At 60.8% G+C, this 19,709-nt stretch carries 20 protein-coding genes and 1 pseudogene; 10 read left to right on the forward strand and 11 right to left on the reverse strand.

The genetic code is table 11. The features are described from left to right. The first annotated feature begins 30 nt into the window (after positions 1-30). A complete protein-coding gene (alaC, locus tag CF161_RS06370) occupies positions 31-1,245 on the forward strand; it encodes an alanine transaminase (RefSeq protein WP_020295740.1) in 1,215 nt (404 codons plus the stop codon). Between the two features lie 90 nt (positions 1,246-1,335). On the opposite strand, the gene CF161_RS06375 is transcribed toward alaC, so the two are convergent. Beyond that, on the reverse strand, positions 1,336-2,688 hold the full coding sequence (locus CF161_RS06375) for a GntP family permease (protein WP_020295741.1): 1,353 nt from the start codon (positions 2,686-2,688) through the stop codon (positions 1,336-1,338). Positions 2,689-2,770: 82 nt separating this feature from the next. Further along, on the reverse strand, positions 2,771-3,304 hold the full coding sequence (locus CF161_RS06380) for a gluconokinase (protein WP_020295742.1): 534 nt from the start codon (positions 3,302-3,304) through the stop codon (positions 2,771-2,773). 216 nt (positions 3,305-3,520) lie between these two features. Here CF161_RS06380 and CF161_RS06385 point away from each other — a divergent pair, with 216 nt between their 5' ends. Then, complete coding sequence (locus CF161_RS06385; protein WP_020295743.1) at positions 3,521-4,552, forward strand: LacI family DNA-binding transcriptional regulator; 1,032 nt, start codon at positions 3,521-3,523, stop codon at positions 4,550-4,552. Positions 4,553-4,565: 13 nt separating this feature from the next. On the opposite strand, the gene CF161_RS06390 is transcribed toward CF161_RS06385, so the two are convergent. Continuing rightward, positions 4,566-5,474, reverse strand: a complete 909-nt coding sequence (locus tag CF161_RS06390) for a LysR family transcriptional regulator (RefSeq protein WP_020295744.1) — start codon at positions 5,472-5,474, stop codon at positions 4,566-4,568. 133 nt (positions 5,475-5,607) lie between these two features. On the opposite strand from CF161_RS06390, the gene CF161_RS06395 reads away from it, so the two are divergent. The 4 genes from CF161_RS06395 (at position 5,608) to CF161_RS06410 (ending at position 8,223) form a co-directional block, all read left to right on the forward strand. Further along, entirely contained in the window at positions 5,608-6,054 is a 447-nt protein-coding gene (locus CF161_RS06395; RefSeq protein ID WP_020295745.1) for a PACE efflux transporter, read from the forward strand. A 77-nt stretch (positions 6,055-6,131) separates the two neighbouring features. Further along, on the forward strand, positions 6,132-6,752 hold the full coding sequence (locus CF161_RS06400; protein ID WP_020295746.1) for a glutathione S-transferase family protein: 621 nt from the start codon (positions 6,132-6,134) through the stop codon (positions 6,750-6,752). A 40-nt stretch (positions 6,753-6,792) separates the two neighbouring features. Beyond that, positions 6,793-7,536, forward strand: a complete 744-nt coding sequence (locus tag CF161_RS06405; RefSeq protein ID WP_020295747.1) for an NAD(P)-dependent oxidoreductase — start codon at positions 6,793-6,795, stop codon at positions 7,534-7,536. 177 nt (positions 7,537-7,713) lie between these two features. After that, positions 7,714-8,223 (forward strand): hypothetical protein, encoded by a 510-nt coding sequence (locus CF161_RS06410; protein WP_020295748.1) that lies wholly within the window; start codon positions 7,714-7,716, stop codon positions 8,221-8,223. 59 nt (positions 8,224-8,282) lie between these two features. On the opposite strand, the gene CF161_RS33595 is transcribed toward CF161_RS06410, so the two are convergent. The 3 genes and pseudogenes from CF161_RS33595 to CF161_RS06420 all read right to left on the reverse strand — a co-directional run bounded on the left by CF161_RS33595 (position 8,283) and on the right by CF161_RS06420 (position 10,964). Next, positions 8,283-8,822, reverse strand: a complete 540-nt coding sequence (locus tag CF161_RS33595; RefSeq protein ID WP_371106516.1) for a methyl-accepting chemotaxis protein — start codon at positions 8,820-8,822, stop codon at positions 8,283-8,285. Between the two features lie 6 nt (positions 8,823-8,828). Beyond that, positions 8,829-9,602 (reverse strand): annotated as a pseudogene (locus tag CF161_RS33600) (PAS domain-containing protein); the annotation flags it as partial. 492 nt (positions 9,603-10,094) lie between these two features. After that, the gene (locus CF161_RS06420; protein ID WP_020295750.1) at positions 10,095-10,964 is read right to left on the reverse strand and encodes a LysR family transcriptional regulator; all 870 of its coding nucleotides are present in this window, start codon (positions 10,962-10,964) and stop codon (positions 10,095-10,097) included. Between the two features lie 105 nt (positions 10,965-11,069). Here CF161_RS06420 and gstA point away from each other — a divergent pair, with 105 nt between their 5' ends. The 3 genes from gstA (at position 11,070) to CF161_RS06435 (ending at position 13,309) form a co-directional block, all read left to right on the forward strand. After that, positions 11,070-11,672, forward strand: coding sequence for a glutathione transferase GstA (gene gstA, locus CF161_RS06425; protein ID WP_020295751.1), 603 nt, complete (start codon positions 11,070-11,072; stop codon positions 11,670-11,672). 322 nt (positions 11,673-11,994) lie between these two features. Continuing rightward, positions 11,995-12,432, forward strand: coding sequence for a GNAT family N-acetyltransferase (locus CF161_RS06430; protein WP_020295753.1), 438 nt, complete (start codon positions 11,995-11,997; stop codon positions 12,430-12,432). A gap of 55 nt (positions 12,433-12,487) precedes the next feature. Next, a complete protein-coding gene (locus CF161_RS06435; RefSeq protein WP_020295754.1) occupies positions 12,488-13,309 on the forward strand; it encodes a class I SAM-dependent methyltransferase in 822 nt (273 codons plus the stop codon). Between the two features lie 82 nt (positions 13,310-13,391). Here CF161_RS06435 and def read toward each other — a convergent pair whose 3' ends face one another. From def to CF161_RS06450, 3 genes are all read right to left on the reverse strand, one after another. Next, entirely contained in the window at positions 13,392-13,931 is a 540-nt protein-coding gene (gene def, locus CF161_RS06440; RefSeq protein WP_020295755.1) for a peptide deformylase, read from the reverse strand. A 2-nt stretch (positions 13,932-13,933) separates the two neighbouring features. Then, entirely contained in the window at positions 13,934-14,881 is a 948-nt protein-coding gene (locus tag CF161_RS06445; protein ID WP_020295756.1) for a YihY/virulence factor BrkB family protein, read from the reverse strand. 176 nt (positions 14,882-15,057) lie between these two features. Beyond that, a complete protein-coding gene (locus tag CF161_RS06450; RefSeq protein ID WP_020295757.1) occupies positions 15,058-15,249 on the reverse strand; it encodes a CsbD family protein in 192 nt (63 codons plus the stop codon). Between the two features lie 210 nt (positions 15,250-15,459). Between CF161_RS06450 and CF161_RS06455 the strand changes: the two genes are divergently transcribed. Next, entirely contained in the window at positions 15,460-15,837 is a 378-nt protein-coding gene (locus CF161_RS06455) for a hypothetical protein (protein WP_020295758.1), read from the forward strand. 61 nt (positions 15,838-15,898) lie between these two features. Here CF161_RS06455 and fadD1 read toward each other — a convergent pair whose 3' ends face one another. After that, positions 15,899-17,590 (reverse strand): long-chain-fatty-acid--CoA ligase FadD1, encoded by a 1,692-nt coding sequence (gene fadD1, locus CF161_RS06460; RefSeq protein ID WP_020295759.1) that lies wholly within the window; start codon positions 17,588-17,590, stop codon positions 15,899-15,901. Positions 17,591-17,948: 358 nt separating this feature from the next. Then, positions 17,949-19,637 carry a long-chain-fatty-acid--CoA ligase FadD2 gene (gene fadD2 / locus CF161_RS06465; protein WP_020295760.1) on the reverse strand — a complete coding sequence of 563 codons (1,689 nt, stop codon included), beginning with the start codon at positions 19,635-19,637 and terminating at the stop codon, positions 17,949-17,951. Positions 19,638-19,709: the final 72 nt, after the last annotated feature.

Consider the following 19,709-nt stretch of genomic DNA (forward strand, 5'->3'; position numbering starts at 1 on the left):
TTCCGGGCGCTTACGTATTTCGAGGCAACAATGGCCGACCAAGGTTCGCCGCGCCGCTTTGCGCGCATAGATCGACTCCCTCCCTATGTTTTCAATATCACTGCCGAGCTGAAGATGGCTGCGCGTCGGCGCGGCGAAGACATCATCGACTTGAGCATGGGTAACCCCGACGGCCCCACGCCACCGCATATCGTGGAAAAACTGGTCACCGTCGCCCAGCGCGAAGACACCCACGGCTACTCCACGTCCCGCGGCATTCCGCGCCTGCGCCGGGCGATTTCCCGCTGGTACAAGGATCGCTACGAGGTCGATATCGACCCCGAAGAAGAAGCCATTGTCACCATCGGTTCCAAGGAAGGCCTGGCGCACCTGATGCTGGCGACCCTGGACCAGGGCGACACGGTGCTGGTGCCCAACCCGAGCTACCCGATCCATATCTACGGCGCAGTGATTGCCGGGGCCCAGGTGCGTTCGGTGCCGCTGATTCCGGGGGTGGACTTCTTCGCCGAGCTGGAACGGGCGATTCGCGGCTCCATCCCCAAACCGAAAATGATGATCCTGGGCTTCCCGTCCAACCCCACCGCGCAGTGCGTGGAGCTCGACTTTTTCGAGCGGGTGATCGCCCTCGCCAAGCAGTACGACGTACTGGTGGTGCATGACCTGGCTTACGCCGACATCGTCTACGACGGCTGGAAAGCCCCGTCGATCATGCAGGTGCCAGGGGCCAAGGACATTGCGGTGGAGTTTTTCACCCTGTCCAAGAGCTACAACATGGCCGGCTGGCGTATCGGTTTCATGGTCGGCAACCCGGAGTTGGTCAACGCCCTGGCGCGGATCAAGAGCTACCACGACTACGGCACCTTCACCCCGTTGCAGGTGGCGGCGATTGCCGCGCTGGAAGGCGATCAACAGTGCGTCAAGGACATTGCCGAGCAGTATCGGCAGCGGCGCAATGTGTTGGTCAAGGGCCTGCACGAACTGGGCTGGATGGTCGAAAACCCCAAAGCCTCGATGTATGTCTGGGCCAAGATCCCCGAGGCTTATGCCCACCTGGGCTCCCTGGAGTTCGCCAAGAAACTGCTGGCCGAGGCCAAGGTCTGTGTCTCGCCAGGCGTAGGTTTCGGCGAATACGGCGATGACCATGTGCGCTTTGCCCTGATCGAGAACCAGGACCGTATCCGCCAGGCGGTACGCGGTATTCGCGGCATGTTCCGCGCCGATGGCCTGGTCGGTAAAAGCGCCTGAGGCCTGAACCCCAGCCACAAAAAAACCGCAGCGATGCGGTTTTTTTATGCCGGAGCAGCCACCACTCGGGGCAGTGGCTGCAAGCGTGGTTCAGACCACCAGCGACAGCAGCAGGATAAAGATCAGGCCCACCACCGAGAGGATGGTTTCCATCGCGGTCCAGGTCTTGAAGGTTTCGGCCACGGTCATGTTGAAGTACTGCTTGACCAGCCAGAACCCGGCGTCGTTGACGTGGGACAGGATCAACGAACCGGCACCGGTGGCCAGCACCAGCAGTTCACGGTTGACGCCCGGAATCATCCCCACCACCGGCACCACAATGCCCGCGCCGGTAATGGTGGCCACGGTCGCCGAACCGGTGGCAATGCGGATCACCGCCGCCACCAGCCAGGCCAGGAGGATCGGCGAAATCTGGGCGTTGACCGCCATATGCCCGATCACATCACCCACGCCGCTGGTCACCAGCATCTGCTTGAAGCCACCACCGGCACCGATGATCAAAATGATCGCAGCGGTGGGCGCAAGGCTCGCATCCAGCAGCTTGAGAATGCGCTTGGAGTCGATGCCCTGGCGCGCACCAAAGGTGTACAGCGACAGGAGCAAGGCCAGCAGCAGTGCCGAGATCGGGTGACCGATCATGTCCATCCAGGTGCGGAAGAAGTTGCCATCCGGCAGGGCGACGTCGGCGAAGGTTTTCAGCAGCATCAGGAACACCGGCAGCAGCACGGTCACCAAGGTGATGGCGAAGCTCGGCAACTCGGCCGAATCCGGCTCGCGGGCCAGTTGGTCGACCAGTTCCTGGTTGGCGTGGCCCGGAATGTACTTGGCAATAAAGGTGCCGTAGATCGGACCGGCAATGATCGCCGTCGGCAACGCCACGATCAGACCGTAGAGAATAGTTTTACCGATGTCGGCACCAAACACCCCGATCGCCAGCAACGGGCCAGGGTGCGGCGGCACCAGGCCGTGCACCGCGGACAGGCCGGCCAGCAGCGGGATGCCGATCTTGATGATCGATACACCGGTGCGCCGAGCGACGATAAACACCAGGGGTATCAGCAGCACAAAACCGATTTCAAAGAACAGCGGGATGCCCACCAGGAACGCGGCGAACATCATGGCCCACTGCACCTTGTCCTTGCCGAAGGCGCGGATCAGGGTCTGGGCGATCTGATCCGCCCCGCCCGATTCGGCCATCATTTTGCCGAGCATGGTGCCCAGGGCGAGGATGATGCCGACAAACCCGAGCACGCCACCGAAGCCGTCTTGGAACGCCTTGATGATGGTGCCGATGGGCATGCCGGAGGTCAGGCCGAGAAAGGCCGAGGCAATGATCAGGGCAATGAACGGGTGCAGCTTGAACTGGGTGATCAGGACGATCAGCCCGATCACCGTGACCACTGCATCGAGCAGCAGGAACGTCTCGTGGGACATGCCAAACATTAGGGGTGTCTCCTGATTGTTGTTGTTATTAAAGCGGGTAATTCGCCAGCCACCAGGACAGCGCTATCTATTGAGATCGAATTCATACCGCACGTTTCAAACCGTGTTCCAGCCACCAGAGGTGGGCTTGTTCGGCCAGCTCGTCGACGCTGTGGTGCGACGCATCCAGGGCCAGGGTCAGGGCCTCGCCTACCGGCGATTCGAGGGTGGCGAACTGGCTGTCGATCAGGGTCGAGGGCATGAAGTGGCCAGGGCGATGGGATACCCGGTCAGCCGCCACTTCGGGCGTCAGCTCGAGGAATACAAACCCCAGGCCCGGCGTGGCGCTGCGCAGGCGGTCGCGGTATTTGCGCTTGAGCGCCGAACAGGTCAGCACCGGCATCTGACCGGCGGCCAGGGCGCGGCGCAATTCATCGCACAGGCTGTCGAGCCAGCCGGCACGGTCGTCGTCGTCCAGGGGAATGCCGGCGCTCATCTTGGCGATGTTGGCGGCAGGGTGGAACGTATCGCCTTCAATGGCCGTGGCGCCGCTGTGTCGGCATAAGGCCTCACTGACACTGGACTTGCCGCAGCCGGCAACGCCCATGATGACCAGGGCGGTGATGGGTTGACTCATGTAACACCTCAACACGCAGACAGCGCTACCTTCGCTCTTGGAAACTCTAGTGCAAAAATAGTTTCTGCCGACGCCTTCTTGTCATTTTTGTGGGTTGCCGCGTATATAGGCCCCGAAACCAAAGAGCGCCGGTCAGGCAACCCGCGCTCACACATTTGCAGCTGTTTCGAGACAGCGCTACCTTAGTGACTTGAATTTTGTTTGGCAAGCCGTCTGATGACCACTCACAAGAACGATAAAAATACCCGTACCACGGGACGCCCTACCCTCAATGAGGTTGCACGCCTGGCCGGGGTCAGCCCGATCACCGCGTCGCGCGCCCTGCGTGGCATCAGCAGCGTGGCCGCTGAACTGGTGGAAAAAGTCCAGCAGGCCGCCCTGGAACTCAACTATGTGGTCAACTCCGCCGCCCGCGCCCTGGCCTCGGCCCAGGGCCACTCGGTGGTGGTGCTGGTGCCCTCGCTGTCCAACCTGTTGTTTATCGAAACCCTGGAAGCCATCCATCAGGTGCTGCGTCCCAAGGGCTTCGAAGTGCTGATCGGCAACTACCACTATTCCCGCGACGAAGAAGAAAACCTGCTGCGCAACTACCTGGCCTATCAGCCCCGAGGCCTGTTGCTGACCGGCTTCGACCGCACCGAGAGCGCTCGCCGGATGATCGAGGCGAACAATATTCCGTGCGTGTACATGATGGAACTGGACCCCGGCGCCGGCCTGAACTGCGTCGGTTTCTCGCAATTGAACGCAGGCGAAACCGCTGCCGAACATCTGCTGTCCCGTGGTCGCAAGCGCCTGGCCTATATCGGCGCCCAACTGGATCAACGCACCCTGCTGCGCGGCGAAGGCTTTCGTCGGGCCCTGCAAAAAGCCGGCTTGTATGACCCGGACCTCGAACTGCTGACCCCGCGCCCGTCCTCCGTGGGCCTGGGCGGCGAGCTGTTTATGCAGATGATGCACAGCCACCCCCAGGTGGACGCGATCTTCTTCGGCAACGACGACCTGGCCCAGGGCGCGCTGCTCGAAGCCCTGCGCCACGGGATCAAAGTGCCGCAACAGGTGGCGATCCTGGGGTTCAACGACCTGCCCTCTTCGGAGTACATGGTGCCGCGCCTGAGCAGCATCAGCACCCCGCGCGAAGCCATCGGCCGCCGCGCCGCGGAGCAGATGCTGACCCTGATGGCCGGCAATACCGTGGCCAAGCCGGTGGTGGACATGGGGTTCGAGCTGCGGGTGAGGGAAAGCACCTAGGCGCTGTCATCGCTCAGCGTGGCGAGTGGTCGAGCGCCGGATCCTCACCACTCATCAATTGCACAAACGCCAGGGCCGCCTTCTGCAGCGGCTGGTTTTTCAGCCACACCGCGTGCACCGGCAGCAGCAAGCCGTTCTCGATGTTCTTGAACCTCAGGCGCTTGAGCCGGCCGGACGCCAGCAGGGGTTCGATCACCGACAGCGCAAAATTGCCCCAGCCCAGGCCGGACTCGACCATATCCAGGGCCATGGCCAGGCTGTCGGTGCGCCAGAACGACTCGCCCACCAGCGCCCGACCATCGCTGATCGGCAAGTCCCGACTGGCCACCACCACCTGCCGCGACTTGATCAGTTCTTCCAGATACAGCGGCTCGTCCGGGCCGGCGAAGGGTGAATGCCGGGCCGAGACGCAGGCCGTCATTTGCTCGCTGCCGACGAACTGGAAAAACTGCCGCGCACTCACCCCCAACTCGGCGAACGCCACCGCGACGCTGACCCGCCCGCTGTGCAACAGCTGCAGCACGTCATCCTGGGGCGCGGTCAGCACTTCGACATCCAGCAACGGGTAGCGCTCGGCAATCAGCTTGATTGCCGCCAGCACCCGGCGCTTGTCCAGATCATCCACCACACCGATGGACAGCCGGCTTTCCAGCCCCAGGGACAGCTCGATGGCGTGCACCTGCAATTGCCTGAGCTGGTCGGCGATCAACCGCGCATGGGGTGCCAGCGTCAAGGCCAGGGAGGTGGGCACCGGCTCGCGGTGGCTGCGATCGAACAAGGCATAACCGAGCTCGGCCTCAAGGTTGGCAATGCCCATGCTCACGGCCGAAGGCACCTTGCCCAGGGACCGGGCAGCGGCGGAAAACGAGCCGCGCTCAAGCACGGCGAGGAATAACTGGATGCTGTCACTGGAGAAATTCATCGGCGCAACCTATCAGAAAACCTGAAAGCTACTGACTTTTTCTGTCAGTCACATTGAAGCTATCTTTTGCGCCCTTCGCCAGCCACCCGCAGCCAACAGGCTGGCCTGATGCATTTGAAACAGAGGAAAAACCATGCAAGGTGTGAAACGCAAACTGGTGTATGTGGCGTTGTTCGAAGTGTTCGGCATGACCTTCTCGGCCCTCGGCCTGGCCCTGCTGTCCGGCACATCGCCCCACAGTACCGGGCCGCTGGCGGTGGTCATCACCAGCATCGCCGTGACCTGGAACTTCATCTACACCAGCCTGTTCGAGCGCTGGGAAAGCCGCCAGCCCTCCCGCACGCGCACGGTGAAACGGCGCATTGCCCATGCCGTGGGGTTCCAACTGACGCTGATCGTGTTCCTGATCCCATTGATCGCCTGGTGGATGAACATCAGCCTGGCGCAGGCGTTCCTGCTCGACCTGGCGTTGATCCTGTTTATCCCGTGCTACGCCTTTGCCTTCAACTGGCTGTTCGACCGGGTGTTCGGCCTGCCCACCTCGGCCCTGCCGGACCCGACACCCCAGCAGGCCAGCTGAGGCGCAAGCGTTAGCAACAGACAGCAGCACGCCGACGCTGGTAGATTTCGCGAGCCACGCACAGCCAAGGACGCGTTATGGGAACCCGCAAGATTCTCGGTAAAGCTTCATCGATCAATGTCAGGAAAGTCCTGTGGACCTGCTCTGAACTGGATCTTTCATACGAACGTGAAGACTGGGGCAGCGGCTTTCAGTCGACCCACAGCCCACAGTTTCTCCAGCTCAACCCCAACGCCCAGGTGCCGGTGCTGATCGATGACGCCGGCGCGTTGTGGGAATCCAACACCATCTGCCGCTACCTGGCGCACCACAGCGACCTGCTGCCCAGCGAGCCACGCGCCCGGGCCAGGGTCGAGCAATGGATGGACTGGCAAGCCACCGAGCTCAATCCAGCCTGGAGCTACGCCTTCGTCGCCCTGGTGCGGCAGAACCCGGAATACCAGGATCCGCAGCGGATCGCCGACGGCATTCAAGGCTGGAACAGCAAGATGGCGATTCTTGAACAACAACTGGCGGCCACCGGGGCTTACGTCACGGGCGCGCACTTCAGCCTGGCCGATATCGTGCTCGGGCTGTCGGTCAATCGCTGGCTGATGACGCCCATGACCCGCCCCGACTACCCTGCGGTCATGGCGTATTACCAACGCCTCGAGCAACGCCCGGGTTTCCGCCTCCATGGCTGCAACGGCATCCCGTGAAGCGGCGCAGCCCCTCGCAAAACCACAAAAAGAGACTTTCATGAACGGACTCAACGTACTGCTGACAGGCGCCTGCGGCAGGATTGGCAAAACCTTTTTCCAGGCCTCCCACGAGCGCTACCGCTTCACCCTCACCGATCGCATCGAGGCGGATTTCGAGGTCACGGCGCCCCACCGTTTCCTGCGCCTGGACCTGACCGATCCCCAGGCCTTGGGGTCGCTGCTGGAGGGCATCGACGTGATCGTGCACCTGGCCGGCATCCCTCACGCCACGGCGTCCTTCGACGAGTTGCTGCCCAACAATATCCTGGCCACCACCTACCTGTTCGAAGCGGCGGTGGCCGCCGGCTGCAAACGCGTGGTGTTCGCCAGCAGTGCACAAACCATTGAAGGCTACCCGGTGGACCGCCAGATCACTCCGGGCATGCCGGTGATGCCGGCCAACCTGTATGGCGTCAGCAAATGCTACGGCGAAGCGCTGTGCGCCTTTTATTCAGCCAAACGCGGTTTGTCGAGCATTGCCCTGCGCATCGGCGCCTTCGAGTTCGCCGAACACCACGAGCTGACCACCACCCGTGACTTGAGCGCCTGGTTGAGCCCGCGGGACGCGGTACAGCTGCTGCAACGCTCGGTGGAAACTCCCGGGGTTCAGTACCTGATCGGCCATGGCATTTCCAACAACCGCTTCAAGCGCCTGGACCTCAGCGAGACCACCCGGGTCCTCGGTTATCAGCCGCAGGATGATGCCTTTGCCGAAGACTTCGGAATCGGCATCAGCTACTGACCACCCGCACGCGGCGGCCATTGCCCCTGGCAGCTGCCGCAAAGCGGCAAGGCTTGTCCGCCCTGGCCCTGACAAGGACCGCGAAAGTCACTCAAGCCCTTGATATATAAGGACCGGATTTATCGGTATGTAAATTGCTTGTTACCCCGCATAGCCATTACCACCAGGTGCCCAATCATGTTGGTCAACGCACAGAAAAACATCGCGGTGCAGCCCACCCAGCGATCCGATATGGACCCGACCACGGCTGCCGCCAGCGCCCTTTACAGCGGCATGATGCAAAACGTGCAGAACGCCGCGACGTTCCAGGCCGCCCAGGCCACGCAACAGGCCAGCAACACCGTGACCGACAATGTCGACGCGGCGTTCGCCAAGACCCGCGTACTGCTGCAGGCCACCCCGCCGACCACCAGCACGCCTGAAGCCACCACCGCGACCCAAAGCGCCGCGATGACCGACTTCAAGGACTACATGAGCAAAAGCCCCGAGCAGCGGATGCGCGACAGCGTCCTCAAGGAACTGGGCCTCACCGAAGACGACATAAAGAGCATGCCGCCGGAGCAGCAACTGGCCATCGGCAAGGAAATTGCCCAGCGTATCGAAGACAAGATGAAGCTGGCGCAGACCGAGAAAGCCGAGAACGTGACCACGCCGCAAGTCGCGGACACGTTTCTCGCTGCGCTGTAATCGTCACCGCATTGAAAAAGGGTTCCCTCGGGAACCCTTTTTTTGTGTGCCGCCGCGCGCTATTGCAGCTGCAAGGTCGAGTTGAACTGGCTGATGGCATCCACCACATGCCGCGAACCCTGCTGGATTTCCAGGATCACCGAACCGGCCTCGTTCGCCAGTTCCACCCCGAGCCCGGTGCGGCTCAGGCTTGATTGCATGCTGGTCACCGCGCTGAGGGACAGATCGTGGTTCTTGCGCACCACCTCGACAATCTCCAGGGTCGCCTGGCTGGTCCGCGCCGCCAGGCTGCGCACCTCATCCGCCACCACGGCAAAGCCCCGCCCGTGCTCGCCGGCCCGGGCCGCCTCGATCGCCGCGTTGAGCGCCAGCAGGTTGGTCTGGTCGGCAATGCCGCGGATGGTCTGGACGATGGTGCCGATGATGTCGGACTGCTTGCTCACCGCGTCAATGCTGCGCGCGGCTTCGTTGAGGTCGCGGGAGATCTCCTCGATGATCTGCACCGTCTGCTGCACCACCTTCGAGCCCTTCTGCGCGCAGGCGTCGTTCTGCACCGAGGTGCTGTGGGCGGAGTCGGCAGCGGTCTGCAAGGTGTTCATCTGCTGGGTAATGTCGCTGGCGAACTTGACCACCTTGTACAGGCGGCCCTTGGCATCGAACAGCGGGTTGTAGGACGCCTCGAGGAATACGGTCTGGCCGTATTTGTTTTCCCGTTCGAAACGGTGGGAGTGGTACTCGCCGCGATTGAGTGAAGCCCAGAACAACTTGTAGGCCTGGGACTCGGCTTCGGCGCGATGGCAAAACATGCTGTGGTGCTGCCCGACGATCTCGTTCAGCGAATAACCCATGGTCTTCAGGAAGTTTTCGTTGGCGGTGAGGATCTTGCCGTCCGGGGAAAACTCGATAACCGCCATGGACCGGCCGATGGCGTTGAGCAGGCTCTGGTTTTCATGTTCGGTGTGGATCCGTTGCGAGATGTCCGCCGCCACCTTGATCACGCTCTGCACCTGCCGATCGGGGCCCAGCACCGGCATGTAACTGGCTTCGAGCCAGATCTCGTGGCCGCGCTTGTCGAGGCGCAGAAAGGTCCCGCTGATGGGCTCGCCGCGCGCCAGATCGCGCCAGAGCTTGGCGTACTCCTCGCTGCGGTAGAACTCTTCTTCGCAAAAAATCCGATGGTGCTTGCCGCGAATCTCGTCAGCGGTATAGCCCATGGTCTGGCAAAAGTGTTCGTTGGCGTCGAGGACGATGCCATCGGGGGAGAACTCGATCATGGCCATGGAACGGCTGATCGCCGCCAACTTGGCTTTGGCCTCGGTCAGCGCACAGGTAAATCGTTCAATTTCAAGCAGGTCAGACTTGTGATGTAAATTAAACATGTTGTATCACCTTCAACGCTGTCTTTTGATTGACGGAAGTTCCAAGTCTTTCAATTGATCCACCACATTGTTTCCTTGAACATGGCAAGCGTCTCGCTCCACGGGAGAGAGTGTGTCAGGTGATAAATGATGTTTAATCGGAGTGTCCATAGAGCAACGCTCTTATCAAGCCATCCTTTTCTTGATGACCCGTTACCGGGCCCAACCCAACATTGCAAATAACTCCATTTAATAAAAACTCCGTCAGATCCCGGTGCCTTAGTTGCGCACTCTTGAGGCTGTTCACGTATTCAGGCGCGTTGTTTCATAAATGTTACATGCCGGTCGACACCTGAAAACAAGCGGTTGATATGGCGACCGACATAAACCATTAGCGCTGAGCATAGACAGGCATGGCATCTGCGCAAGGCCATTAGTCAGCCAGTATTGGCAACTTTCTCCAGGCTCTAAAACCCTTCGCAAACTAACTAAAGGCCAACCATTAGTGGCGGATCAGCCGTCGAGCATATCCAGCAATGCCTGTACCGCTAACGAAGGCGGCCGCCCGGGTGCCGGCACCAGGGCAAAGCGGCGATCGATCGGCACACTCAAGGGCAGTATCCGCAGGCCCTGGCGGTTGTCGGGCAAGGTGCTCTGGGGCACCAGGCTGACCCCGACCTGTTCGCGAACCAGGGTGAAGGCGCTGTTCCACTCACGGACCTCGACGCGCACATCCGCCAGCACGAGCCCGGCGTCCAGCGCCAGGCTCCGGGCGTTCACCGAGCAGCCGCCCGTGGCCAGCACAAAGGGTTGTGCCACCAGTTCCGCCAGGGCCAGGCCCTGTTCGTGCGAGCGCCGGGCCAGGGCATGGCCGACCGGCAGCACCGCCACCCAGCTGTCGAGCCCCAGCAATCGCGCCTGGCCGCCCGCAGGCGGATTGAGCACCACGCCCACATCCGTCAGGCCGGCAGCGAGCAGCGCCTCGACCTCATCATCACTGACCTCCAGCGCCAGCACCTGGATGCCCGGGTACAGCTGATTGAAGCGGCGCAGCAACGGCGGCAGAAACGTCGCCAGCACCATCGGGAAACTGGCCAGGCGGATACTGCCGCGCTGAATCGGCCGCGCCTGATCCGCGGTTTCACGGATGGCCTGCAATGCCGCGAGCATCAGCCGCGCCTGCTCCAGCACCTGGAAGCCGATCGCGGTGGGCAGGGTCTGGCGGTTTTCCCGGGTGAACAGCTGCACCCCGAGCGTATCTTCCACCAGCGCCAGGGCCTGGCTCGCGCCCGATTGCGTCATGCCCACCTGTTCCGCGGCGCGGGTGATATTGCCGCTGTCGGCGATCGCCACCAACAGCCGCCAATGCATCAGGTTCATCATGCCAGTAGCTGACCTTATGGGAGTTTGCTGAAAGATTAATTTTACCCAGAGCACCCAGGACTATGACACTGATTCAAACGCTCCCCTCCCCCCTGAGTGCACTCGATGAAGCTCTATTACGCCCCGCAAGCCTGCTCCCTCGCCGCTCATATCGTGCTGCGTGAACTGCAACTGCCATTTCACGCCATCCGTGTCGACAACCGCAGCAAGCTGACTGCCGACGGCGCGGACTTTCTCGCCATCAACCCCAAGGGTTACGTGGCCGCCCTGCAACTGGACAACGGACAGGTGCTGACCGAAGGGCCGGCGATCTTGCAGTACCTGGCCGACCTCAAGCCCGACGCCGGCCTGGCCCCGGCCAATGGCAGCTGGGAGCGGGTGCGCCTGCAGGAGGACCTGAATTTCATTTCCAGCGAGGTCCACGGTGGCCTGGGCTGGCTGTTCAGTACCCAGCTTGACGAAGAAGCCAAAGCGCTGCTGCGCCATAAGTTGTTCAAGCGCCTTGACCTGCTGAATCAGCGCCTGGAGCAGCAGGACTACTTGCTGGGCAGCCATTTCAGCGTAGCCGATGCCTATTTGTTTACCGTGCTGCGCTGGACCCTGGGATTCGCCATCGATCTGGGGCAATGGCCAGCACTGGCGCGGTTTCAGGCACGGATCGAGGTGCGCGACTCAGTCAAGGTCGCGTTGGCGGTGGAGTTGGCGTAACAGCGTGCACAGAAGGTTTTAGCGCGGGAGGGAAAGACTGGCAGAGAGGCAGTGGGTGAAAGGATATGAAGCCCGCCAGGCGGGCTTCATCAAGTGCAATCAATGACCGAAAACATTCACTTCGGTTTTTTTGGTTTTCTTGTCCGCGCGCTTTTCATCCGCTGTTTTAGCCGGCTTTTTCTTCACGCTTTTCTTTGAGTTCATACCTTTGGACATGATGCACACTCCACTGATGCGGGATAGACCTTGAGGTATACCACCTATAGTGCGAGCGAAGTCCTTTATAATTGCGCGCCCTCCTGCAACCCGACCCGAAAAGCCCATGCCCAGCGTTCAAATCAGCCCGTTAAGCGACGACCTGCGGCCGTTGCTGAACAAGTTTTACCGTGACCATGACTCGTCCATGCGCGCCAGCGATGGGGAGCTCTGGGTCGCACGAAGCGAAACCATAATCGGCGGGCTGAGTGTAAAAAAGGTGTCGAAGGGGTATTGGCTGACGGGGCTGTTTGTCGACCCGAATTACCGCGGGCAAGGCATCGCCAGGCAACTGGTGGCCGAGGCCAGGGCCCCCCTCGACGGGCCGCTGTGGCTGTTCTGTCATCCGGACCTGCAAGGCCTGTATGAGTCCATGGGGTTTGCCTGCACTTCGGTGCTGCCCCAAGCCATGGCCGAGCGCCTGGTTCGCTACCGGCGCAACAAGGCGATGATCGCTATGGGCATAGAACCGTTGGTTAGCAGCACTGAAGATTTGGTCACATAAGGCCGGAGGGACTGCGTGTTAGCCTCGGGGCAAACCGCCCCTCTCAGGACCCGACATGAAACCCACGCTTCTGGCCTTATCCCTCGCTGCCCTGCTGCTCCCCGCCGTCAGCCATGGCGCCGAAAACGCCCCGATGACCTCGCAACACTATGCCCAGGTCCTGGCCGGAAGCTGGCGCGCGCCGGCCAATTCGGCACGGGATGTCTATCGGCATCCGCAGCAGACCTTGCAGTTCTTCGGCCTGCGCCCGCAACAGACCCTGATCGAAATCACCCCCGGCGCTGGCTGGTACAGCGAGATCCTGGCCCCCTTGCTCAAGCAAAAGGGGCACTACATTGCGGCCCTGCAAGCGCCGGCCAGCGGTGAATACTTCAAGAAGGCGGCGGACAGCCTGCGGCAGAAATTCGCCGCCGATCCCGAGCACTATGCCCAGGCGCGCTTCGTCGAATTCGACCCCAAGGCCCCAGTACTGGGGCAACCCGGCTCGGCCGATACGGTGCTGACCTTTCGCAACGTGCACAACTGGGTCATGGCCGATACCGCACCCAGCATGTTCCAGGCGTTCTTCAAGGTATTGAAACCCGGCGGCGTGCTGGGGGTGGTCGATCACCGGGCTAAAGACGGGGCTTCCCTGGAAGACATCAAGCACAGCGGCTACCTGACCACGGCCTATGTGGTGCAACTGGCCACTGATGCCGGTTTTGTCCTGGATGGCCAGAGCGAAATCAACGCCAACCCCAAGGACACCAAGGATTACCCCGATGGGGTCTGGACCTTGCCCCCGTCACTCAAACTGGGTGAACAGGACAAGGCGCGCTACCTGGCGATCGGCGAGTCGGACCGCATGACTCTGCGCTTTATCAAACCGGCCAAGTAAGCGACACCGCCGGGGCCAGGAGATCCGGCACCGGCGGCACGAGGGAGGATTGAGCGGCCAAGGGGCATCCCCTTTTTTCAGCTCACTCGTCCGAACCGGGATCGAGGTCGGGGAACATCACCTCGGTGAAGCCGAACTTGCTGAAGTCATCGATCCGCGACGGGTACAACCGCCCGATCAGATGGTCGCATTCATGCTGCACCACCCGCGCATGAAAACCCGAGGCAATGCGCACCACTGGCTCGCCCTTGGGGTCGAAACCTTCATAACGAATGTGCTGATAACGCTGCACCGCGCCGCGCAAACCGGGTACCGACAGGCACCCTTCCCAGCCTTCTTCCAGGGTCGGGCCCAGTGGGGTGATCAACGGGTTGATCAGAATGGTCTGAGGCACCGCCTCGGCATCCGGGTAGCGCTCGCTGTGCTCGAAACCAAAGATCACCAGTTGCAGGTCGACCCCAATCTGTGGCGCCGCCAGGCCAACCCCGCCAACGCTTTCCATGGTCTGGAACATGTCGTCGATCAGTTGCCAGAGCTCGGCGCTGTCGAACATTTCGGGCGGTACCGGGGGGGCGATGCGCAGCAGGCGTTCATCGCCCATTTTGAGAATTTCACGAATCATGGTCAGGCTTCATCAGTGTCCGGCTTGAGCGAGTGGTCCCGACCCAGTCCCGAAACGTGTTGTTTTTGGGAGTCGTGCTCGTCGGCAACCTTTTCTCCAGGGTCTTTACCTTCGGCCGACATGTGTTCGATCACCGCGTTCATTTCCGCGCCCAGCAACAGCACTGCCGAGGAAATATAGAAATACAAAAGAAGGACGATAATCGCGCCGATACTGCCATACATGGCGTTGTAGTTGGCGAAGGTCTTTACGTAGAAGGCAAAGCCCAGAGACGCGACGATCCACACCACCACCGCCAGCACCGAGCCCGGGGTGATGAAGCGAAATTCCTGCTTCACGTCCGGCATCACGTAATAGATCAGGGCCACGGCGACCATCATCAGGATCACAATCACCGGCCAGCGCAGGATGGTCCATACGGTGACAATGAAATCCTCCAGCCCGACTTGCCCGGCAATCCAGGCCATGACCTGCGGCCCCAGCACCATCAGCGCTGCCGCGGCGAGGAGCATGCCGGCAATCCCGATGGTGTAGAAAACCGACAGCGGGAAGCGCTTCCAGATCGGTCGCCCCTCAACCACGTCATAGGCGGCGTTCATCGCGCTCATCATCAGCCGCACACCCGCCGAGGCGGTCCACAGGGCGATGACGATACCCACCGAGAGCAATCCGCCCTTAGATTGCTGCAATTGGTCGATCACCGGGTTGACCTGCTCCAGGGCCTGGGGCGGCAGCACCAGTTCCGACTGCAGGCGCAGCCAGCTGAAGAAGTCCGGAAGGTGCAGGAAACCGATCAGCGCGATCAGAAACAGAATGAAAGGGAACAGTGAAAACAGCATCTGGTAGGCCAGTGCCGAGGCGTAGGTCGACATTTCGTCGTCGACGAACTCTTTCACCGTGCGTACCAGCACACGCTGCAGGGACAGGCCTTTCAAATGGGGGAAAATCATAGCGTCTCCTTTCGCCGCAAAAAGTCAGGGTCGGTGGCGACTCAGAGGCCGTTTTCTACATCAAATTAGCCCAGTTGGCGACTTTGAACCATTTCGATTCATTGGCCCACGCGGCAGCCGACAAAAAAACGGCCATCCCTGGATGGCCGTCTTACTGCATCGAGCCGCCCGAAACATCAGGCCTTGTCGATGGTTTTCTTGACTGCATCCTTGGCTTTGCCCACGGCTTGCTGGGCTTCGCCTTTCTTCTCTTGCACCTTGCCTTCCACCTGCAGCTTGGTGTTATCGGTCGCTTTGCCGACACCTTGCTTGATGTTGCCGATGGCTTCGTTAGCCAAACCTTTTGCCTTATCCGCTGTGCTGCCCATGGTATTTCTCCGAAGAACAATAGTGGGTTTTGGTCATTACGTAAGGATTGACCCGCCAGTGTTGCGCAGAGTTTCAATTATTTTTTGCCGCCGCCAGCAGGCGTATTTTTCGCCGCTCGGGCAGGTAGCGCTTTATGTTTGCCGGCCAACCCACGAGAATGCGCAACGTATTCAGGCTGTGCGCTGAAGATCCAATCCCGTAGGAATGTTATGAAACTCGATAAAAAGCTGGCCATTGCGCGCAGAAACCAGGAACTGGGCGGTGCAGTACTGGGCGTCAACAACTGCCACTTCGCGGAGCTGAACCGCAACAAGAACATCTGGTGGTTCGATATCCCGGTCAGCCGCCTGGCCATCGGTCAGTACGAATGGGTGCACCTGCTGCTGCACAATCCTGGCACCGACCAACTGCTGCACCTGAAGGTGCCGACGGTGTTCCTGCGGGAAAAACTCGAAGGCCTGGTGATCCGCAACGAGGGCAAGCGCAAAGCGGCCCTGAGCCTTGAGCTGAGCGCGGACAAGGATTCGTTGCTCAAGGACGTGCGCCCGGCAGGCACCGGCGTGAGCTTCGCCCAGTTCCAGCTGTAAGCCTGGGCAGCGCCCACAAAAAAGCCCCGCCTCTGCGGGGCTTTTTCATGCAGCCTTCGGCTTACTTCTTCAGGCCGAGCTTCTTCAACTCTTCATCACGCAACTCGCGACGCAGGATCTTGCCCACGTTGGTGGTCGGCAACGCATCACGGAACTCCACGGCTTTGGGCACCTTGTAACCGGTGACGTTGGCGCGCATGTGGGTCATCACCTGCTCTTTGGTCAGGGTCACGCCCGGCTTGACGACGATGAAAATCTTGATGACTTCCCCGGATTTTTCATCCGGAATACCGATCGCCGCGCACTGCAACACGCCTGGCAACGCTGCCAGCACGTCTTCCAGCTCGTTGGGGTAGACGTTGAAACCGGAGACCAGAATCATGTCTTTCTTGCGGTCGACGATGCGGATATAGCCGTCTGGCTGGATCAGCGCGATGTCACCGGTTTTCAGCCAACCTTCGCTGCTCATGACTTCGTCGGTGGCGTCCTGGCGCTGCCAGTAGCCTTTCATCACCTGCGGGCCCTTGACGCACAGCTCGCCGATTTCCCCCAGGGGCAACTCTTCGCCCGCATCGTTGATCACGCAGCACAGGGTCGAAGGCACCGGAATGCCGATGGTGCCGACCTGGATATTCTGGCTCGGGTTGACCGTGGCCACCGGGCTGGTTTCGGTCATGCCGTAGCCTTCGCAGATTGGGCAGCCGGTTACCGCTTTCCAACGCTCGCCCGCCGCCAGCTGCAAGGCCATGCCGCCGGACAGGGTGACTTTCAAGGCCGAGAAGTCCAGTTTGCGGAACGCTTCGTTGTTGCACAGCGCCACGAACAGGGTGTTGAGGCCGACAAAACCGCTGAACTTCCACTTCGACAGTTCCTTGACCATCGCCGGCAGGTCGCGCGGGTTGCTGATCAGGATGTTGTGGCCGCCGATCAGCATCATCGCCATGCAATGGAAGGTGAAGGCATAGATGTGGTACAGCGGCAGCGGAGTGATCAGGATCTCGCAACCTTCATTCAGGTCCGAGCCCATCAGCGCCTTGCACTGCAGCATGTTGGCCACCAGGTTGCGGTGGGTCAGCATCGCCCCCTTGGCCACGCCGGTGGTACCGCCGGTGTATTGCAGCACGGCAACGTCGCTGCTGGCCGGGTTGGCTTCCTTCACCGGCTGGCCATGGCCCTTGCTCAGCACGTCATTGAACTTGACGGCCTTGGGCAGGTGATAGGCCGGGACCATCTTCTTCACGTATTTGATGACGCTGTTGATCAGCAGGCGCTTGAGCGGCGGCAGCAGGTCCGCCACTTCGGTGACGATCACATGCTTGACGCCGGTCTTGGGCACGACCGCTTCGGCCAGGTGCGCCATGTTGGCCAGGCAGACCAGGGCCTTGGCCCCGGAGTCATTGAACTGGTGTTCCATTTCCCGCGTGGTGTACAGCGGGTTGGTGTTGACCACGATCAGCCCGGCGCGGATGGCGCCGAATACCGCGACCGGATATTGCAGGACGTTGGGCAGTTGCACGGCAATTCGATCGCCGGGCTGCAAGTCGGTATGCTGCTGCAGATACGCGGCAAAGGCCCCAGACAATTCGTACAGCTCACCGTAGGTGAGTGTCTTGCCGAGGTTGCTAAAGGCCGGTTTGTTAGCGAAACGTTGGCAGGACTGCTGCAACACCGCTTGAATATTCGGGTACTCGTCTGGATTGATCTCGGCAGCAATTCCAGCTGGGTACTTATCCTTCCAAAAGTCTTCGATCATGGAAGCCCACTCCTCAGCAACGCGAATTCATCACCGCATTTGATGCGATTATTATTTGTCTGGGTTTTTTACAGGTGTCTTTTGTTGGTGAGTCTGGCTTTTACCTAGGCCGAGAAGTCACAAAGCGCGCCGAGAGTAGCAGCTTTGCCAAAGGCCGACTAGAGCCAAGCAAGGCATCACCAGTCACATTGGTGACCAATAAAAACCGAACGGTCATTTTTAGAGCAAAGATTCTATAAGTCGAGAATCCGCTCTGGCTCGCGGCTTTGCGCCTGGCATAATGCACTGCGGGCAAGCCAGCCTCTACCGTGGTGCGGGTAGAAGCGGGCTTGCCCGCAGAGAATGACGAACAGCTGTATCAGGCGATATCGCGCAACTCGCGCCGCAGGATCTTGCCCACCGGGGTCATCGGCAGTGAATCACGCAGCACGATGTGCTTGGGCACCTTGTAGCCGGTGAAGTTTTCCTTGCAGTAGGCCTTGAGTTCTTCAAGGCTGACCCCCTCCTCGCGCGCCACCACAAACAGTTTCACCGCTTCCCCCGAGCGCTCGTCGGGCACCCCGATGACCGCGCAGTTGGCGACTTTCGGGTGGGCCATGACCACGTCTTCGATTTCATTGGGGTACACGTTGAAACCGGAGACGATGATCATGTCCTTCTTGCGATCGACAATGCGCACGAAACCGTCCGGGTCGATCACCCCGATGTCGCCGGACTTGAACCAGCCCTCGGCGTCCAGCACTTCGGCGGTGGCTTCAGGCTTTTGCCAATAGCCCTTCATGACCTGCGGGCCCTTGATGCATAGCTCGCCGCGCTCGCCCAGGGGCTGTTCGACGCCTTCGTCGTTGATCACCTTCAAGGTGCTGCCCGGCACGGGCATCCCCACGGTGCCCAGGCGCGACTTGTCGCCGTAGGGGTTGGTGCAGGCCACCGGCGAGGTTTCAGTCAGCCCGTAGCCTTCGGTGATGCGGCAGCCGGTCAGGGTCTGCCAGCGCTCGGCCGTGGCCTTGACCAGAGCAGTGCCACCGGAATTGGTGAGTTTGAGGCTGGAGAAATCCAGGGTCTTGAAGTCTGGGTGCTCCATCAGCGCGACGAACAGGGTGTTGAGCCCAAGTAGCGCGGAAAACCGCCAGTTTTTCAGCTCCTTGATAAAGCCGCCGATGTCCCGCGGGTTGGTGATCAGTACGTTGTGGTTGCCGGTCACCATCATGCACATGCAGTTCGCGGTGAAGGCATAGATGTGGTACAGCGGCAGCGGCGCGATCATCACTTCCTGACCTTCGCGCAGCAGCGGGTGACCATCGGGCCCGAGCTGGCCGAGGCAGGCCCGGGCCTGCTGCATGTTGGCCACCAGGTTGCCGTGGCTGAGCATCGCGCCCTTGGCCAGGCCGGTGGTGCCGCCGGTGTACTGCAGCACGGCAATATCGTCGAGGCTGACGTGCAGCGGCCGGATCGGCTGGCCACGTCCCAGGCGCAGCGCACTCTTGAAGGAAATGGCCTGGGGCAGGTGATAGGCCGGGACCATCTTCTTCACCTTGTCGACCACGGTATTGATCAACCAGCCCTTGGCGCTGGGCATCAGGTCGCCCATCCGGGCTTCGATCAGGTACTGGATCTCGGTATCGGCCAGCACCTCCTGGACCTTCTGCCCGAACATGTTCAGGTACACCAGGGCCCGGGCGCCGGAGTCCTTGAACTGATGGCGCATCTCGCGCGTGGTGTACAGCGGATTGGTGTTGACCACCACCAGCCCGGCGCGCAAGGCACCGAACACCGCAATCGGGTAATGCAGGACGTTGGGCATCTGCACTGCGATCCGGTCGCCAGGGGCCAGGTCGGTATTGGCTTGCAGGTAGCCGGCGAAGGCTGCGCTGTAGCGCTCCAGCTCGGCGTAGGTCAGGGTGATTCCCATGTTGCTGAAGGCCGGGCGGTCGGCGAACTTCTTGCAGGAACGTTCGAACACCTCGATCACCGACTTGTAGGCACCCAGATCGATATCCTGGGGAACGCCGGTGGGGCGTTTATCATTCCAGAAATCAGCTTGCATTATTCTTGTCCTCTTTACTTGAGCTGACCGGACCGCATCTCTGACGCTATCAAAGGCGGAGCTCATCGGACG

The organism is Pseudomonas sp. CF161 (assembly GCF_000416215.1).
Classification (GTDB): domain Bacteria; phylum Pseudomonadota; class Gammaproteobacteria; order Pseudomonadales; family Pseudomonadaceae; genus Aquipseudomonas.

Excerpts from the sequence above, each read along its gene's own strand:
- CF161_RS06390 (WP_020295744.1), bottom strand. The coding sequence starts at position 5,474 with ATGAATTTCTCCAGTGACAGCATCCAGTTATTCCTCGCCGTGCTTGAG.
- CF161_RS06420 (WP_020295750.1), bottom strand. The coding sequence starts at position 10,964 with ATGATGAACCTGATGCATTGGCGGCTGTTGGTGGCGATCGCCGACAGC.
- CF161_RS06430 (WP_020295753.1), top strand. The coding sequence starts at position 11,995 with ATGCCCAGCGTTCAAATCAGCCCGTTAAGCGACGACCTGCGGCCGTTG.
- CF161_RS33595 (WP_371106516.1), bottom strand. The coding sequence starts at position 8,822 with ATGAACACCTTGCAGACCGCTGCCGACTCCGCCCACAGCACCTCGGTG.
- fadD1 (WP_020295759.1), bottom strand. The coding sequence starts at position 17,590 with ATGATCGAAGACTTTTGGAAGGATAAGTACCCAGCTGGAATTGCTGCC.
- CF161_RS06435 (WP_020295754.1), top strand. The coding sequence starts at position 12,488 with ATGAAACCCACGCTTCTGGCCTTATCCCTCGCTGCCCTGCTGCTCCCC.
- def (WP_020295755.1), bottom strand. The coding sequence starts at position 13,931 with ATGATTCGTGAAATTCTCAAAATGGGCGATGAACGCCTGCTGCGCATC.
- CF161_RS06410 (WP_020295748.1), top strand. The coding sequence starts at position 7,714 with ATGTTGGTCAACGCACAGAAAAACATCGCGGTGCAGCCCACCCAGCGA.
- CF161_RS06375 (WP_020295741.1), bottom strand. The coding sequence starts at position 2,688 with ATGTTTGGCATGTCCCACGAGACGTTCCTGCTGCTCGATGCAGTGGTC.
- fadD2 (WP_020295760.1), bottom strand. The coding sequence starts at position 19,637 with ATGCAAGCTGATTTCTGGAATGATAAACGCCCCACCGGCGTTCCCCAG.
- CF161_RS06405 (WP_020295747.1), top strand. The coding sequence starts at position 6,793 with ATGAACGGACTCAACGTACTGCTGACAGGCGCCTGCGGCAGGATTGGC.
- CF161_RS06450 (WP_020295757.1), bottom strand. The coding sequence starts at position 15,249 with ATGGGCAGCACAGCGGATAAGGCAAAAGGTTTGGCTAACGAAGCCATC.
- CF161_RS06395 (WP_020295745.1), top strand. The coding sequence starts at position 5,608 with ATGCAAGGTGTGAAACGCAAACTGGTGTATGTGGCGTTGTTCGAAGTG.
- CF161_RS06455 (WP_020295758.1), top strand. The coding sequence starts at position 15,460 with ATGAAACTCGATAAAAAGCTGGCCATTGCGCGCAGAAACCAGGAACTG.
- CF161_RS06380 (WP_020295742.1), bottom strand. The coding sequence starts at position 3,304 with ATGAGTCAACCCATCACCGCCCTGGTCATCATGGGCGTTGCCGGCTGC.
- CF161_RS06400 (WP_020295746.1), top strand. The coding sequence starts at position 6,132 with ATGGGAACCCGCAAGATTCTCGGTAAAGCTTCATCGATCAATGTCAGG.
- CF161_RS06385 (WP_020295743.1), top strand. The coding sequence starts at position 3,521 with ATGACCACTCACAAGAACGATAAAAATACCCGTACCACGGGACGCCCT.
- CF161_RS06445 (WP_020295756.1), bottom strand. The coding sequence starts at position 14,881 with ATGATTTTCCCCCATTTGAAAGGCCTGTCCCTGCAGCGTGTGCTGGTA.
- gstA (WP_020295751.1), top strand. The coding sequence starts at position 11,070 with ATGAAGCTCTATTACGCCCCGCAAGCCTGCTCCCTCGCCGCTCATATC.
- alaC (WP_020295740.1), top strand. The coding sequence starts at position 31 with ATGGCCGACCAAGGTTCGCCGCGCCGCTTTGCGCGCATAGATCGACTC.